Here is a 16,847-nt window from a genome sequence, read left to right on the forward strand (position 1 = left end):
GAACTACCTTAATTTCTAAATCATGTAAGCCCAACAAACCAATTCAATTGTTTTGTCGGGTTTTCTTGTTTTGTTTTCATGCTTTGTTTTACTTCACAGGTTGAGCGGGATTCAATGTGAGAGGCTTTTCAATGAAGTAACCGCGTAGTGCTTTTCACGGGCCCCTATCTGACGCGCCGAGTAGCGCAGTCAGCGTGGGAGCCTTCGGCCAGCGGCTGTTCGAGTTCCGCAACAAGCCACGCTCTGTGTGGCTTGTCAGGGCGAGTTTCGTTGGACGCCCACGTTGATGAGCAACGCAGGATACAAGCGGAAGCTAGGGTGCCCTTTCTTTTGGTGACTTGTTCTTTGGGCAAGCAAAGAAAAGTCACTCGCCTAGGGGCGAAAAGGAATGTTGCAATAGAGAGTGAAAAGATAATGCTTAACCAGCCAAAGAATTACTTTCTAAAACCACCTGCAAATGAAACACTCGCTCTCTACTGTAACCAAGTGATGCATGAACCTTGCCTGGATTCTGGCCTCCGCCAGAATGACGAAGTAGCAAACTGTAGCATCCCTCTGCCTAAGTGAATCACTCCATGACGGGTATCAGTTTTAAAGTCTGCAATTGTGGACTGTGTGCTCAGAGGTTTTAATTTGCTTTCATCGGCAAGTTCAGCCCTCGCACCTCAAATACATGGGTGTCCAGCAGCTTCCCCTGTGTATCCGTCAGCGTCAGCCTATGTTTACCCGGTAGCGGGAGAGGCACTAACACTTTAGTTTTCCCGCACACCGCCACAGGCCTATCATCCAGGAACAGGCAAGACTTACCATGACCACCAGACTGCAATAGCAATGCTTGCCGTTGCTGGGGAATATCCGGATCTGGCGCAATGATGGCAGAGTCCGGTGGCGCAATCAGCATGGCGGATGCCGGGGTGACATTGATGAGGATAGTTTGATTGCTGTGTGCCTGCGTGGCATTGTCGCGTTGCATCAGCCAGTCCTGCCTGGGTGCCTCTATGGCTGGCTGGTAGCGCACCTTCTGATGCAGCAGGCCTACTGGCGCGGCGGGTTGCTGGCTGTGCCTTGACTGGTGCAGGTATTCCACAATATCGCGCCAGACCGGCGCTGCGCCGGTGATACCTGACACATCCCACATCGGCGCCCCGGAAAAGTTACCTACCCATACGCCAACCGTGTAGCGATCTGTGTAACCTATGGCCCAGTTATCACGCATGGCCTTGCTGGTGCCGGTTTTTACCGCTGCCCAGGTGCGGGTGGAGAGCGGGCTGGAAAGACCAAAGGTGATGGTGCGTGCGCCGGGGTCAGAGAGGATGTCGCCTATGATAAAGCTGGCTTGCGGGCTGAATACGGGTTTTTTATCTGCTGCCGCAGTGTTGGGGTTTGCAGTGGGGACAAAGCTGACCGCATGCCATTGGCCGCCATTCGCCAGTACGCGGTAGGCGTTGGTCAGTTGCAGCAGGGTGGTTTCTGCACCACCGAGTGCCAGGCCAAAACCATAATGGTCTGCATCGCGGGTCAGGCTAATGAGCCCTGCTTCTCTCAGCGTTGCCAGAAACGGGTCTACCCCTAGCAGCGTGAGGGTGCGGATGGCTGGCACATTGAGCGATGCACCCAAAGCGGTGCGTACGCTGACTGCGCCCTGAAAGTGCCTGTCGTAATCTTGTGGGATATAGAGTCCGGAAGGCGTAGTCAGCGCCAGCGGTGAGTCATCCAGCACAGAACTCGCATTCAGCCAGCCCTGATCGATGGCCAGCGCATACAAAAAAGGTTTCAGGGTAGAGCCAGGCTGGCGTAAGGCAGACACGCCATCGACTTCTGCTGCGCCAGACAGATCGCCGCTGGAGCCGACATAAGCAAGCACTTCACCACGCTGGTTATCAAGCACGATAACCGCGCCGTCTTCTACATTCTGGTCTGTCAATTGCGCCAGGTGGGTGCGCAAGGTGTTGCGCGCAAAGCGCTGCAAGCTGGCATCGACGCTACTTTGTAGGCGTTGGCCATTTCTGGTCAGCAAGTGGCGTGCGAGATGCGGTGCGTCATCAATACCGGGGATGGGGAACGGGCGCGAGGGCAGTAGCGCGGTGCGCATTTCCACATCGAGGCAAGACTGTTTTTTTGCGGAGATATTTGCGCTGGCTGGCATGGCCTGTAAGGTCGCGCAGGCACGTTTAGCCAATCGGCTACGCGCAGCGCCCGGTGATTTGATCAACGATGCCAGAATGGCCGCATCAATGTTATCCAGCCCATTCGGGCCTTTTGCCAGCAAGCCTCTGGCGGCCGCATCGATCCCGACCAGTTCGCCGCGAAAAGTCACGCGGTTAAGGTAGGCTTCGAGTATTTGCGGTTTAGTCCAGTGCAGCTCTAGCGACAGTGCCAGGCGGATCTGCCTGAGTTTTGCTGACCAATTATGTTGCCCGGTTCGATAGTCAGCTTCGTTTAGCAGCTTTGCCAGTTGCATGCTGATGGTACTGGCGCCCCTGGCGCGGGTACGATGCAGGTTATCTATCAATGCAGAACCCGCCGCCAGTAAATCAATGCCTGTATGGCGATAAAAACGTTTATCTTCTGCCACCAGCACCGCTTGCTGTAGCGTTGGCGAGATTTCCTGTAACGGCGTCCATTCCAGCATGCGGCGGTGCTTGTCCAGGCGCAGGCGTTGTAGCACCTGGCCGTCGCGGTCCAGCAACACAGCTTCTGAACTGTGGGTAGCCGCTTTGGCTTGCTCAAAAGTGGGCGTGGGTGTGAAGAACACCCAGCCACTGGCAACAATGACGGCAAGCGTCAGTGCTGCCAGCAGCGTTTGTTTGCGCGTCACCTGGCCTGTGTCTCCGGTTTGACTTCCAGCGCAGGCACCGGGATTTCAGCAAATATTTCCGGCGCATACATCGCTTCCACACGGCTGGATGGCATGGCGAAGCGGCCTGCATTATTCAGGCGCACGGTGTATTCGATACTGAATTTGCCTTTGGGCACATAGGCATAATAAGCACGGAAACCATCGAACGCACGTTCTTCAAACGCCGGGCGCTGCCAGCCAGCTTTCTTCTCCCCGGCCGACAACTGGCTGGAGTCGCCCCCCAGGCCACTGCCTAAGATCGTCGCGCCTGCGGGCACCGGGTCATTCACCACCACCCAGGTCATATCACTTTGCGCGTCGATTTCCAGTTGCACCCGGTAAGTATCACCACGTTGCCATTGACCGCTGTTTTTTTGCTCTATGGCGGTGACCGTGCGTTTGAGTTTGTAGCCGGCAAACAAAGGTTTATCCAGCGGCAAAGCGGCTTTAGAGGTGACAAATGCCCACGGCTTGCCAGCACCCAGATGCTGGATGGCGAGTGGAGTGGCGGTTTTAGGCCATGCAAAATGCGTGGCCATCCCGGCACCCATAGGCGTGCCCCTGGTCGGGTCAGTATGGCGCGGGTCCTGTTGTGCGGCTGTTTTGGCTTCTGACCAATGGAGGGATTGCGCTTGCTCACCCAACTTGACCTGGGTAGTGCCCGCCACTGGTGTTTTCTCAAAATGGTCCTGGAAATACCGCAGCGCAGTCGCGCCCCAGGCATTGGCGACAGTGGTGCTCCAATGGCCATTCACCTGACGTGCAAGGGCGCCACGCGCAAGGCGGCCGATATCCGCTGCCTCCATCTCCGGGTCTTCGGCCAGCAGGCGCAATGCCCGTACCGCATTGAGGTCAGGGGACACCATCAGCCACCATAGGTAATCCTGCTTCTCGGTGGAGAAACTCATGCTGGTGCCAGAGAACATCAGCCGCGATTGCAGTATCTGGCGTGCCTGTTTCAGCTTCTCATCGTGTTCGGCGATTTCCGGCAAACGTTGCAAAATCGATATCCAGTCGATCACGCCTGAGCTGGGCCACAGATTAGGGCTGATCTCCAGTGAATCCAGCATGGCCGGGCGCGCCCGTTCATACCTGGCCAGGGCATCAATCGCAGCCAGTTTGCGCAGGGTCAGATCGGCCGATTGCAGACTGCCATAGCGGTGGATACGTCCGGCGACAAAGTCTTCCAGCCCTTTCAACAAGCGTTCGCGCGGCCCTTCCGGAATCGTGTACTGGGCTTCATCGGCAATACGCAGCAGGTAACTGGTCAAGGTATCATCACCCTGCAACCAGTCGATGGCGAAGTACCTGGCCAGACCATCCTGGTCCAGATGCGCAGCCAGGCTGTTCATCACCCGGTTCCAGCTGTCTTCATTCCCCAGGGTGATAGCGACTGAAGCACGCTGCTCCAGACACACATAGGGATAGCGGCGCATCCATTCGCGCAGTGCATCCTGGTTGCCCGCCAGTGAGCGTGTCAGCTGAATATCCACGCCCCCGCGTCCGGCAATCGCACCTGCTGGTTGCTGCACGGAAAATGTCCACGGTGCATCATTCTGTGCTTCGACATTTAGTTGCTGCAAGGTTTGCTGGTAGACACGCACCGGATAAGCCGCACCGACTTGCTGTGCTATTTTCAGCTGATCTTGTGCTGGTTTTGGCTGCTTGCCAGTAACGACTTCCTTAGCGCTAATCGCCCAGTTCAGTTGACTAACATTGAGTGGCACAACAGCGGGGAAAGACAAGGTAGCACCCAGCCCCGGCTTCAAAGTCACGCGTTGGGTATGCGGGGTCTGGCTGGCATCATCCGTCACTGAAACGTCCAGCGTCAAAGGCCGCTCAGCCCCATTGCGTACCGTGACCATGGCATTGAAATGATCACCTTCACGCACAAACGGCGGCAAGCCGGAGAACAGCATGACTTCCTGCCCACTGCGGATCAGGGTCGATGCCGTACCAAAACGCATGGCACCGGCATGGGCAATCGCCGCGATGCGGAAAGAAGTCAAAGAGTCATTCAATGGCACATCGACCACTGCCTGGCCCCGCGCATCCAGTTTCAGGCTGGGTTTCCATAGCAGCAAAGTATCAAACAGCTCACGTGCATTGGCGCCCTGGCCGCCGCCGCCGCCAGGGGCAACGGCTTTTTTGCCAAAATGGCGTTTGCCTATGACTTGTGATTGTGCGGTCGAGGTGCGCACCTCAATCGGGCGGCGCTCCATCATCGCTTCCAGCAAACTCCATGATTGCGGTTTCGCCAGTTGCAGCAGGCCTTCATCCACGGCTGCCAAGGCGACTTCAGCGTTGGCTGCAGGTTTGCCTGCCGGATCGGTCACCGTGAGTTTTACGCGTGCCTTGTCGCGCACATGATAGGCCTGGCGGTCAGGCTCTACCTTCACTTTGAGGCTGTAGGCCTGCCAACCGACACGTATCTGCGTCATACCGAGCTTGAAAGCCGGTTTGGTCAGGTCCACTAGTGCAGTAGGCCGCGTATCGATTTCCACCGGCATTTTCTTGACCAGGCCGAAGAAGATGCCGACGCGGTATACCATGCGTTTGAGCCAGGAAAACTGACCCGTCACTTCCGGGTCTATGCGGCCACGCACCACCATCACCGAGACGTAGGCGTTGGGGCCATAGTGGCTGGCAATCGGCACTTTGATAAATGGCGAACTGGTGCTGACAGGTACCACGAATGAATCCAGGATGCCTTCACGTTCAACAGTCACCAGGGCGGTGGCTTTGCGGAAAGGCATGCGTACTTCAAAGCGCGCGGTTTCCCCTGGCTCATAAGCCCGTTTATCTGCCAGTAAATCGATGCGGTCACTTTGTGAGGTGTCGAACCAGGCATTGTCATCGGCGACATACACTTCGTTACTGGCGACAGCGACGTTGCCCAAAGTGTCTTTGGCAGTAGCCACCAGGATGATCTCACCGGACTCCGGCGCTGCCCCATCGCATATCAGCATGCCGCGTTTATCTGTGCTGCCATTGCAAACCGTGCCTGCATGCTTCACTTCCGCGGTCTGCTCATAGGCATAAAATCCGCCCAACATGCGCTTGCGGTAGGCGTAGGTTTTACGGGTATACGCTTCAACATATATTTTGCGGTCTGCCCAAGGCTTGCCCGCAGCATCCACGGCTAATACCTTGAACGCCAGCCGCTCTTTGGTGGCAAAAAAACCTTCTATCTTCATGCCCAGTGACAACGCTGAAGGCAGGATCATCGCCTGCGTGGCAGCATTTAAAATCTGCCCGTTGGGGTCGGTGTATTCCATTTCCACTTCAAGCGCATGTGATTCCTGCACCTTGGGCAATTTGTCGAAAGTCACCCTGGCGCCGCCGTTGCCATCCAGCGACAGATTGACCGTTTTTGCCGGGTAGTTTTTGGCAGTGGCAGCAGTGTCAGTGGCCTCATTTTCTGCGCCCTCTTCCATTTCCGGGTCATAAGAATAAGGTTGTACGGCCTCTATGCCTTCTTTGGGGATGCGCCCGCCAAAACTGAAATCTTCAAACTGGCTGTATTGCAGCGGGTAGCGCACCAGGCGGCTACGGAATTTCACTGGTGCGCCGGCGGCAGCGCCACCAGCCAGGTAATTCAGTTGTGCATCAATCGATAACTGGTTGCCATTCACCAATGGCTGCGCGGGTGCTTTCAACACCGCTTTCATCAGCGGCACCCGGTATTGCTCAACGCGGAATGAGCCTGACGACAACATATGCTGCCCGGCCATCATGGACACCGAGTAAGTCCCCAGCTTGGCTTCTTTAGGAATCTCCCAGGTGGAGACACCGGCAGCGTTAGACCAGGCCACGTCGATATCGTATTTCTCACCGCTACCTTCATGCACGATGCTGATGGTATCCGGCTGCTGCTCGGCCAGGTTGAACCCCTTGCCGGTGCGCACGCGGATAAAATGCTTCATAGCCACTTTTTCGCCCGCGCGGAAAAGCGGGCGGTCAAATACCGTGTGCGCAATCAGCGGCGTGCCGGTCGAGCCGCCACCCAGGTTGAATTGCCACGGGCTGATACCGTCATCCCAGGATGAAAACACAAACGACATGTCGTCATCCTTACGCGCCGTTGCCAGTAATCCATAGCAATGGTTGTAATAGCCGTCAGACAATTCTTTTTCGATATGGGCCATGCCTTTACTATCGGTTTTGCCTTCCCATAGCGTGCGGCCTTCGCAAGTGGAGACACGCACGCTGGCATTGCTTACAGGTTGCGCGTTATCCAGCCGCGTCACCCACACCAGTGACGATTCGCGGCCCTGTTTCAGGTGCACCGCCATATTGGTGACCAACGCGCTGGAAGACACATAATAGGGTTTGTGCTCACCATGCAAGGTTGCGCCGAGACGGTCACTGGCGAATTCAACCACGTAAAAACCGGGCTTTTTCAGCGGCACGCCTATCAGCTCGAACGTTTTGTCGCCGTGGGCGCGCGGTAGTTGTAACGGGCTGGTTTTGAAGCCAGCATTCCCGGCTTGATCCATCAGCAACGGGATCTCACCTTCACGTGGGTAGCGTTTGTGCTGTTTCTCAAACGCGCTATCCAGCGTGTTGCCGGGGTGCCTGGTCACCCGGAAAAACCATTCGGCCAGCGTAGCATCATCGTCCAGTGCCAGCCTGCCCACCACGCCTTGACTGGTCGATGAGGTACCCGATTGCAATTGCACGCCAGTCAGTGTTGCCTCGACATTGCGCACACTCACAGGCAGCGCCGGCTGGGCATGTTGCTCAAGGATACCGAAGCGGGAAGGGAATTTGATCAACGGCGGGTCTTCATCGATATTGAGTTTCAGCGGGAAAGCCGCCATGTTGACAGGCGAACGGTCCGCGTCATCTTCAAACCCTGAAGGCAATGACAGGCTGACCACACTTTTTTCGGCAAATGGCCCGCGGAAAGACACCGACTCCACCGTGTTACCGGTATCACTTTTGGCGATCACCGGTGCTATCTGTTTGCCATCAGCCGTCTTCAGCAGTAATTTACTGGCAAGGTCACGCGCCACCGGGGCCGTAAATTGCACTGTGATTGGCAGCACCGGCACGCAACCGGCTTTGGGGTTGGTGCGTGTGCAACTCACAGTCGCCTTGAATGCCTCACGCACACGGAATTGCAGCGACTGGTTTTGCGCAGTGACTATGCCTGAAGTAGAGGCGATGCCTTTGTTCCACCACAACGTCACTTCACTGCCTGCCGGTAATTTGCGGTCGCATTGGGCAACGATGACATTGGCGTTTTTCAGGCGGTTATCTTTGACTTCCAGGATGCCCACGCGCGCGTTTTTAGTCAGCACCTGAAAGAAGTTACTGGCACGGGAAGCCTGCTCGGCCAGGATCTTGTCGCGTTGACTGCCTTCGATCATCTTCAAGGGAATACGGTCACCCACCCCTTTGATGCTACAGGCGGCGTATTTTTTCACTGAATCAATACTGACAGGCGCATCCAGCCCCAGCAGGAACACCTGCTCCTCATCAATCGCCTCATTGCCTTCATAAGGGTGGGAGATCTGTATGGCCGGACCGCCAGTTGTGAAGCTGAACGCGCGACGCTCGATCATCACTTCATTCAGGCTTTTGAGGCCAGGTTTAGGCGTGAAAGTACATTTAAGGCCGGCGGGCAAGTCACTGTCAAAATCATAAACCCAGTTGCGGCCATCCGCCCAGTGCCCGTTGCCAGCCACAGGGCAGCTAATATCAAAAGGGGATTCAAGCCTGGGGTCGCCAAATGCCACCATGGCTTCAGAAAAGCGAGCGCTTACCTGGCGCACCGCTTTGACTTCACCTTGCGGCGAGAAAGATTGTACGGTGACAGCAGTGCTCGCAGGTGCGGCATCAACACTATTGCTTAGCAACAGCATGCTTAACAACACAATCTTCAATGCGCTCATGTATATCCTTTTACTTTTTATGTCCGGCTGGCGGGTGTTTTTTATGTTGCCTGTTGGTTTTTGAGACATGGTGTCAACAATCATAAACGCCATGTGCAGTATGGTTTAAGTGTAACCAGCTTTGGCTACACTTGCCATAGCGTGTGGTTATTCTTGAGCGCTGGCTATTTAGATGAACCGCAGCAAGAACCATTCTGTACAATGGCTTATCAAACAAGTAGTAAGCAAGGAGCATGCATGTTTAAACTGAAAAAATGGTTATGGACCCACTGGCAGAAGTTGTTAGGCACTGACCGCGCCTATGCCAGGTATCTGGCGCATTTTAACCGTTACCAGACACAGGCCGTCGATGACGAATTGCAGCAGTCATTGAATCTCAAGCCCATGAGCAGGGAGGCATTTGAGCAGGCGTGGCAGAAAAAGACCATTAAGCCTTCTGGTAAGTCCTGTGGCTGTAGTTCGGGCGGTTGTAGCTAACTCGCATCGCTGGATTAGATGATTACTTAAACAAAAGCCGCATGGAGATGCGGCTTTTGTATTTTAGCGGGACCACGTTCGGCTATTTAGAACAGCGAATCCATATGTGATTTGAAATAGCGCGTGGCGCACAACCCTAGCGAAGTATAGTGTTTGGCGGGTGACATCCAGTCCACTAAAAACTGCATCAGTTTTTGCTCATTATCGATGCTATGCACATGGCGTTCGAAGGAAAGCTGGTCCTGATTAAAGTCATTCTCCAGGCGCAACTGGTGCGTGAGTTTATTGCCTGAATGGAAGTCATATACATTGCTATATTGTTTGTGCCGGGCTTCCTCCTGGGCGATAGACTGTTTTTCTACCATGCGCCATGGTCGGCCCAGGCGTGCCAGCATAGGCAGGCTTTCAATGGCCTCGCCCGCGATCCAGTCGTAAATCACTTGCTGTTCATAACCGGTGAATACGCCAAACATGGGCGCTTTGTCTCCGGCAATCACTTTCCAAAAAGGGCTATCTTCAGGATTCTGGTGACGTTTAACCCAGCCTACGTTCTCCATTTCAGCTAAAAACACCGCCACCTGGTCTTGATCTGCCAACCATTCGTTGACGGTTTTTCCAGCAATGACGCAACGATCCGAATGCATGAATTGGCCGATATTGGCTTTGCTTTGCAGAATGCGCACCACTTCAGCGTGCAAATCAAATTGCCGGATGATATCCAGTGTGCTCAAGCCAACGTCATTCAGTTTCACGCCCGCGATCACGCGCCGTATATAGTCATGTGAGTCACCGAACAGTGGCATGGCTTCACGCACGGCATCAATCGCAGACCGCGCGTGGCCGGATTGGGCATTATCAATGGTGGTATGCAAAGTGAAATAATAGGGGTCGATATTGAGCTCTTTGAGCTCATAGGCGGTGATCAGCAGATGCAGAGGTAATTGCTCGTAGCCTAAGTTAAAGCCGATGACTTCAGGCAAATGGCTATCGGTATGCGCGGCTAAGGCCAACTGGATGGCGCCCTGGGTGAAGAAATTTTCATCCAGGTTTTTCCAGTCTTCACAGGCATTCAGTTTGAGCAGTTTGCGGTAAAGCACAACGTGATTCATGGCTTCTACGCCATCGCCCAACTCTTCAAGATAGATTTTAATCAATGAGGCCAGTCGCGGGTCTTGCCAGTGTTTCATCAAGCCATACAGCCATGAACCATCCACCAGTTTGGTGGGTGCGACTGCTCGCAGAAAGAATAGTGCATGGGATTTTGTGCGGAAATACTGCCTGGGCTGGCCCGCTTTTCGCGCGGCAAGATATGCGTGATATTGGCGGCCCACGTTTTCATTGTGTTCAGCCAGCCAAGTATCCAGCTGTTCAAAGGTGGCTGGCATGGTGGTGGCATGACTGTGCGTCTCGCTCAGTTGCTGGGTGAGGAAAACAGCACTCTCAGCCCGGATTGTGGCTGTATGGCTTGCTTCTAACAATGAGAAGTAAATCGATTTTGAGGACCACCGCTTGACTGCTTGCTGCGGCCTTCCGATTTCTATATGCACACCAGACATAGTGAACGCCTTTGATTGATCAAGTGAGTAAGTTACGCAGTTAGCGCTAAATTCCCTATCAGACAATCAAGGAGAAACATGTAGGAATGCGCTTATTAAAACAATCGCAGACTTCTGTTAAGCTGGTATGTCATTACTTCTATGTCATTGCAAAGGATGTCACCGTGACAGCGCAAGTCCATGATCTGAATACTCGCGACCCCTTAGAAAAACTGCTCAGCCTCCTGTATGAACGCGGCTACCAGTTTGTCACGGTCACGCCGACCACGCATGCACTGGTCAATCAGCGGCCGGCGAATGCATGGGCAAATAATCTGCATGATGTGTTTGGCTGGAACCGCGCATTCACCAAAGAAACGGTAGGTGTAGAGATTTTAGAATTGATGCACGCCGCTGATGTGTTGCGTCCGGTTGAGAATGGCTGGCAGTCACTGGTGCGGGTCTCCAGTGTGGCCGACAAATTATTTCTACATTCGGGCTTCCCCACCGATGCACAGGACGCGGTATTTTTTGGCCCGGATACTTACCGTTTTATCAATGCCATGTATCGCGCGCTGGCGACGCTGCCAGGCAAAGTACAACGTTGTGTGGATATAGGCACCGGTTCAGGCGTGGGCGCGATTCTGCTGGCGGAAGCATTACCTTACGCTGAAATCCTCGGCATCGATATCAATCAAAAAGCATTGTCGTTTGCTAACACCAATGCCAAAGCCAGCAGCATTGCCAATGTGCATTTTCAGTACAGTAACCTGCTGCATGACCTGCAAGGCGAGTTTGATCTGATCGTCGCCAACCCGCCCTACCTGGTAGACCCTTCCGCCCGTGCTTACCGCCATGGCAGCGGGCCATTAGGCGCACAACTTTCGCTGGATATTGTAGAAGCCGCCCTTACCCGCCTGGCACCTGGCGGCAGTCTGATGCTATATACCGGTGTTGCCATTGTGGATGGTCAAGACCCGTTTCTGGAAGCGGTGAAACAGATGACCAAAACCGCTGGCTGCACTTATCAGTACACAGAGATAGACCCGGATATTTTCAGTGAAGAACTGCTGACAGAGGCTTACGCGCGGGCAGACAGGATTGCCGCCGTATGGTTACTTGTGAGCCGCCCCACGGTGGAAGCAGATACTTTATTGCAGCTGATCAGCACGGTGGTTGAGCCGTAAGACTAGGTGATGGCATCCGGCTGGGCTTTGTTTAACGCCAGCCATAACAGATGCACGCGGCAATCAAACTCGTACTGCATATAGTTGGGTTCCATATGCTGGCATAGCTGGTAAAACGCTTTGTCGTGATCACGCTCTTTAAGATGCGCAAGTTCATGCACCACAATCATGGTCAGGAATTCCGTCGGCGTGCCTTTAAAAAAAGCCGAAATGCGGATCTCTTTTTTGGCTTTCAGCTTGCCGCCCTGCACGCGGGAGATCGCGGTGTTCAAGCCCAGTGTCTGCCGTTCCACCGTCAGGCGGTTATCAAAATACACCTTATCCAGCAGTGGTGCATTTTTCAGGTAACGCTGCTTGAACTCATTGCAAAAGTCATACAAAGCCTTATCGCTTTGAATCATATGCGCTTGTGGATAGCGCTGGCGAATATAGTCGCCCAGCTTGTCTTGCGTATGCAATTGCAAAATCTGCGCATGCATATGCGCGGGATAACCAGGGAAGTATTGTTGAATCATCTGCAGAGACATGCCGCCATTTTAGGCTAGCGGCCAGGTTTAAGAAAATAAACCTGAATCAATAACGGCTTACATCGAAAAATCGGACGACAGATCCATGGTATTAGGGCCTTCTGTTTGCTGGTAGGTTGAAGTCTCAGCATTGTGCGTAGCCGCCCACGTTTGATAAGCCGCCTGATCAGGCACACTCAGCGTTTCGATCTCCACAGCGGTCAGGCTTGCGAAAGCGCGGCCATCGGTGGTGGCTATAGCGAGCGTTGCATCTGCGGCATGCACATGGAGTGTGATTAACAGAATGACTGGCAGCATGCATAGCATGCCCATGAAAGGTTTACCCATGATGATGACTCCTGGCCAGCTTGACGAGCCCACAGCTTAAGCGACCAGCATGTCATCAACAATAGGAAAGATTCATTGATGGCGACTTTAGAGAGTCATTGAAGTGGATGACGCTACGTCATTACTCGATTTGAATATGCGACTGACCTACGCGATTTGATGATGTACGTTACTTAGGCAACTTACTCACGCAACCAGGCCATTCAAAACCACTTCCGGCACGACGGCATCCGCCAGCAAGCTGCGCTCGGCCAGATAGGCCTGGATATGTTCCTCCGCCATCGGTTTGGAGTAGAAATAGCCCTGGATCAGCTGGCAGCCCATCTGCTGCAAAAATTGCACCTGGCTCTCGGTTTCAGCGCCTTCGGCCACGCACTCCACCTGCATGCCCTGGCACAAGGCCAGAATCGAACGAACTATGGTCTGGCTGGTGGGGTTGGTTTCAATATCCTTGATAAAACTGCGGTCTATCTTGAGCTTATCCAGCGGCAGGTTTTGCACGTGGCTCAAACTGGAATAACCGGTGCCAAAATCATCCAGCGCGATTCTTGCGCCAGACTGGCGTAACAGTTCGATATTATCCTTGGCCGTTGTAAAGTCTTGCAGCAAGGCCGTTTCGGTCACTTCAAACACAAACCGTGATGGATGGATGCGGCTTTGCGCCACCATGTAAATCAACTCTTCAATCACTGCTTTATTGGTCACATCATAGGCCGAAAGGTTAAACGACAGCCGAATATGCGCAGGCCAGGTGCCCATGACAATAATGGATTTCTGGAACATCAGCCGCGTGAGGTCAGAGATAATGCCCAGGCTTTCCGCCACGCTGATAAATACCGCAGGCGGCACGATGCCAATGGCAGGGCTGTTCCAGCGCGCCAGGCTCTCAAAAGAACTGATCGCGCCGGTATTCACATTGACAATAGGTTGAAACACCGGGAACAGTTCCGCTTCCATATCGGCGGCGCGTAATGCCTGGTCTACTTTATTCAGGTGCTGGCGCTCTTCTTCCAGCGTCTGCGAATAAATCTCCATGCTGCCGCGACCCGTGCGCTTGACGTGATAAAGCGCAAAATCTGCATGTTCATATAGCTCCTGCGCCGTATCTTTAGTGTTGGAAAACACGCAGGCACCAATCGAAGCTTTAATGCTGATAGGGATGCCATCGGCGATGATAGGTTGCGAAATCACACGGTTCACTTCTTTGCCGATCTGCCTCAGGATGGTATGTTGCGGATCAGTAATCACCTGGAATGCGAACTCATCGCCACCCAGCCGGTAAAACTGCACGCCTGCGATTTTAATGCGCGCCAGCCGCTCACCAATTTCAGTGAGTACCAGGTCACCGATATGGTGGCCATACACATCATTCACCGGCTTGAAATTATCCAGATCGACGATGCCCACAGCAAAGCGGTCTGCGGTTCTTTTTGCGTGCGCGAGTTGCTGTTCTACATGCATGAAAAACTGGCGCCGGTTGGGCAGGTGCGTCAAAGCATCGAGGTTAGCCAGGCGCTGGTTTTCTTCCAGCAAGCTATGCGTTTCGTAAGTGGCATTCACCAGCCGGTCAAACACATTGGTGCTTGCGCGCATGGCAAACAGCATGCCAATCTCAAACACCAGCACCAGCCCAGCCAACACATAAGGTTGTTCAAAATTACCCATAAAAATGCATACCAGGGCGGCGGAAATCAGCAGGAAATTATAGATAAATGCGGCCACACCGATTTTGCTTAAGATGAATGCAAAGCACAGCCCGAATAATGTGATGTAGATGATGAGGAAATAATGGCCGAAGCTATCGGTGTGATTAAACAGGTACAAACTGCGGAAGAAAGTCACGACGCCGGAAAACACCAGCACAATCGAAGCCGCCCGCAATCGCCAGCGGACCTTTTCTATGCCCGGGTTATCTTCCCGGTGCCAGAACCAATAGATAAACAGCATGGCAGCCAAGGTCATTCTTACCAGTGGCATCGCCACCGACACGCGCCAGTCTATCCCATCGCGCAAGGCGATCACCTGGATAGCCGTTGCGCTCAGCCCGGCGAAGATCACTACGGGCACATCGGCCATCAGGCTACGATACCTGGCGAGCAGAAGTTCTGGCGTTGTCGTTTTAGAAAAAGGCATTTTTATAATTCATTTCTGGTTGCCCAATATTAATTAGCGTCAATTTAATTTAATCTCTAAGAAATAGATAGATTTTCCACTCTATTCTCAGTTAGTTTGCCTTAAAAGCGCATGAACCCTGGGTTTTCAGCCTTCTGGCAAGCCGCTTGTGCCGCCAGAAACGACACTAAACCCAACTTTCTGGTAAGCCTGTCCTACAAGAGAATGCGCAACTTCCTGATAAAGCAAAAGCCGAAAACGTTATTCAATGATGAAGAAAATACATTCAATAACAATAAATGCCCTGCTGGAAAGTCATTTGAAAGCAGGCATCAATCAAGGCCCCTACCATGACGACCACACTTTCCACTCCGGTTACCTACGACCCTTCGTTTGAAACACCTGAGGAGAACGAGCAGCAAACCATTCAGGACCTGGTCACTACCCTGCAAAGCATCAGTGACGTCACGGCAAAGGATCACCAGCATGGCTACCGTAGCGTGCATATCAAAAGCCATGGTGTGCTCACAGGAAAACTGACCGTGGCGCCTGACTTGCCACCTGAATTGAAGCAAGGCATATTCGCAGATGCGCAGGTGTATGAGGCGGTTATCAGGCTCTCTACCAGCCCAGGAGATTTTCTTGATGACAGTGTCTCAACGCCACGCGGCTTTGCCCTTAAAGTGATTGGCGTGCAAGGAGAACGGTTGCAGGGTGACGCTGCAGACAATACACAAGATTTTTTGCTGGTGAGCGGCCCGGCCTTTGTAAATAAAGATGCGAAAAGCTTTTTAGGCGGCCTGAAGTTACTGGCAAAAACCACCAATCAATTCCCCCAGTTTAAAAAAGTCATCTCGGCGTTTTTGCGTGGTGTAGAACAGGTGATCGAAAGCCTGGGCGGTGAAAGCGCTACCATCAAAAGTATGGGCGGTTATCCGCAAACCCATATTCTGGGCGAGCAGTTTTTTACCCAGGTGCCGGTACTGTATGGCCCTTATATGGCGAAATTATCTGTGCGGCCATCCAGCCCCGCATTGCAGGCATTGATTGGGACGCATGTGAATTCCAATGCAGAACCAGATGCCTTGAGGCAGGCGGTGAATGCGTTTTTTGCAAGCAATCCCGCTCAATGGGAGGTGCTGGTACAGTTATGCCGCAATCTGGACACCATGCCGATTGAAGATGCCTCTATCGCCTGGCCTGAGGATGAAAGCCCATACCTGAAAGTGGCGACCATTGATGTGCAGCCGCAGATCGCATGGGATGAAAAAATCTCGCCGCCGATTGAAGATAAGCTGGCGTTCAGCCCCTGGACAGGCATTGCGGCGCACAGGCCGTTAGGCTCGGTGATGCGGGCCCGCAAACTCACTTACCAGCACTCGAGTACTTTCCGCAGAGAATTCAATGGTTGCCCTATGCATGAGCCCAGGTCTACAAAGGTGCTATAGACTTGAAATAAGATAGAGATTTGAAATAACAGAGAGTAAATAAAAAAGCCGGGAATCCCGGCTTTTTTGGGTAGGCATTCAGAGTTTATTAAAGGCTTGCAGAATAGCTGTGATGACGCACCGCTCTCACCAGTGAGATGGGTGCCTCTTCAAACTCATTCCGGTATGCCTTGATCAGCACATCACCGTGTTTAAGCTGCAACTCAAATCTAGCGATATCTGTTGGCGTGAGCGTCTCACAAGACTCCACTGATTGATAGGTGAGGTTGATAGTGATATCCGGCTCGATCTGCAACGCAAAACATTGCCCATAGGCAGCGCCATTGCTCATGTCCGATTGTTTAAGCCCGAGTACGCGTGCATTGCGGCAGGCAGTAAACCAGTAGCGTTCTTTACAAGCCTGATCTATAGCTTGACTTAATTCTTCAAAAACCTCATTCGCAAATTCAATCGATGTCAGCATGTCTCTTCAACCTGTCCAATAATATTGTTAGT

10 protein-coding genes are annotated in these 16,847 nt (G+C 53.1%); 3 read left to right on the top strand and 7 right to left on the bottom strand.

Annotation, left to right across the window (positions count from 1 at the left end):
- Positions 1–628: 628 nt before the first annotated feature.
- Positions 629–2,818: a penicillin-binding protein 1C gene (gene pbpC / locus ACTS9Y_RS05110; protein WP_442584898.1), complete on the bottom strand. Its 2,190-nt coding sequence runs from the start codon at positions 2,816–2,818 to the stop codon at positions 629–631.
- A complete protein-coding gene (locus tag ACTS9Y_RS05115; protein ID WP_442584899.1) occupies positions 2,815–8,739 on the bottom strand; it encodes an alpha-2-macroglobulin family protein in 5,925 nt (1,974 codons plus the stop codon). The genes pbpC and ACTS9Y_RS05115 overlap by 4 nt, the downstream gene beginning before the upstream one ends.
- A 237-nt stretch (positions 8,740–8,976) precedes the next feature.
- On the opposite strand from ACTS9Y_RS05115, the gene ACTS9Y_RS05120 reads away from it, so the two are divergent.
- A complete protein-coding gene (locus ACTS9Y_RS05120) occupies positions 8,977–9,216 on the top strand; it encodes a hypothetical protein (RefSeq protein WP_442584900.1) in 240 nt (79 codons plus the stop codon).
- Between the two features lie 86 nt (positions 9,217–9,302).
- Here ACTS9Y_RS05120 and ACTS9Y_RS05125 read toward each other — a convergent pair whose 3' ends face one another.
- The gene (locus ACTS9Y_RS05125) at positions 9,303–10,772 is read right to left on the bottom strand and encodes an iron-containing redox enzyme family protein (protein WP_442584901.1); all 1,470 of its coding nucleotides are present in this window, start codon (positions 10,770–10,772) and stop codon (positions 9,303–9,305) included.
- Positions 10,773–10,858: 86 nt separating this feature from the next.
- Here ACTS9Y_RS05125 and ACTS9Y_RS05130 point away from each other — a divergent pair, with 86 nt between their 5' ends.
- Entirely contained in the window at positions 10,859–11,938 is a 1,080-nt protein-coding gene (locus tag ACTS9Y_RS05130) for a methyltransferase (protein ID WP_442584902.1), read from the top strand.
- A gap of 2 nt (positions 11,939–11,940) precedes the next feature.
- On the opposite strand, the gene ACTS9Y_RS05135 is transcribed toward ACTS9Y_RS05130, so the two are convergent.
- The 3 genes from ACTS9Y_RS05135 to ACTS9Y_RS05145 form a co-directional block, all read right to left on the bottom strand.
- Positions 11,941–12,465, bottom strand: a complete 525-nt coding sequence (locus ACTS9Y_RS05135; protein ID WP_442584903.1) for a M48 family metallopeptidase — start codon at positions 12,463–12,465, stop codon at positions 11,941–11,943.
- A 57-nt stretch (positions 12,466–12,522) separates the two neighbouring features.
- The gene (locus ACTS9Y_RS05140) at positions 12,523–12,792 is read right to left on the bottom strand and encodes a hypothetical protein (RefSeq protein ID WP_442584904.1); all 270 of its coding nucleotides are present in this window, start codon (positions 12,790–12,792) and stop codon (positions 12,523–12,525) included.
- Between the two features lie 186 nt (positions 12,793–12,978).
- Complete coding sequence (locus ACTS9Y_RS05145; RefSeq protein WP_442584905.1) at positions 12,979–14,925, bottom strand: putative bifunctional diguanylate cyclase/phosphodiesterase; 1,947 nt, start codon at positions 14,923–14,925, stop codon at positions 12,979–12,981.
- 329 nt (positions 14,926–15,254) lie between these two features.
- Here ACTS9Y_RS05145 and ACTS9Y_RS05150 point away from each other — a divergent pair, with 329 nt between their 5' ends.
- A complete protein-coding gene (locus ACTS9Y_RS05150) occupies positions 15,255–16,352 on the top strand; it encodes a catalase family protein (protein WP_442584906.1) in 1,098 nt (365 codons plus the stop codon).
- 88 nt (positions 16,353–16,440) lie between these two features.
- Here ACTS9Y_RS05150 and ACTS9Y_RS05155 read toward each other — a convergent pair whose 3' ends face one another.
- Positions 16,441–16,815: a hypothetical protein gene (locus ACTS9Y_RS05155; RefSeq protein WP_442584907.1), complete on the bottom strand. Its 375-nt coding sequence runs from the start codon at positions 16,813–16,815 to the stop codon at positions 16,441–16,443.
- Positions 16,816–16,847: the final 32 nt, after the last annotated feature.

This window comes from Methylophilus sp. (assembly GCF_052173275.1).
In the GTDB taxonomy this organism is placed as follows: Bacteria; Pseudomonadota; Gammaproteobacteria; order Burkholderiales; family Methylophilaceae; genus Methylophilus.

Coding starts and splice junctions, on each gene's coding strand:
- ACTS9Y_RS05115 (WP_442584899.1), bottom strand. CDS start 8,739: ATGAGCGCATTGAAGATTGTGTTGTTAAGCATGCTGTTGCTAAGCAAT.
- ACTS9Y_RS05120 (WP_442584900.1), top strand. CDS start 8,977: ATGTTTAAACTGAAAAAATGGTTATGGACCCACTGGCAGAAGTTGTTA.
- ACTS9Y_RS05125 (WP_442584901.1), bottom strand. CDS start 10,772: ATGTCTGGTGTGCATATAGAAATCGGAAGGCCGCAGCAAGCAGTCAAG.
- ACTS9Y_RS05130 (WP_442584902.1), top strand. CDS start 10,859: ATGCGCTTATTAAAACAATCGCAGACTTCTGTTAAGCTGGTATGTCAT.
- ACTS9Y_RS05135 (WP_442584903.1), bottom strand. CDS start 12,465: ATGTCTCTGCAGATGATTCAACAATACTTCCCTGGTTATCCCGCGCAT.
- ACTS9Y_RS05140 (WP_442584904.1), bottom strand. CDS start 12,792: ATGGGTAAACCTTTCATGGGCATGCTATGCATGCTGCCAGTCATTCTG.
- ACTS9Y_RS05145 (WP_442584905.1), bottom strand. CDS start 14,925: ATGCCTTTTTCTAAAACGACAACGCCAGAACTTCTGCTCGCCAGGTAT.
- ACTS9Y_RS05150 (WP_442584906.1), top strand. CDS start 15,255: ATGACGACCACACTTTCCACTCCGGTTACCTACGACCCTTCGTTTGAA.
- ACTS9Y_RS05155 (WP_442584907.1), bottom strand. CDS start 16,815: ATGCTGACATCGATTGAATTTGCGAATGAGGTTTTTGAAGAATTAAGT.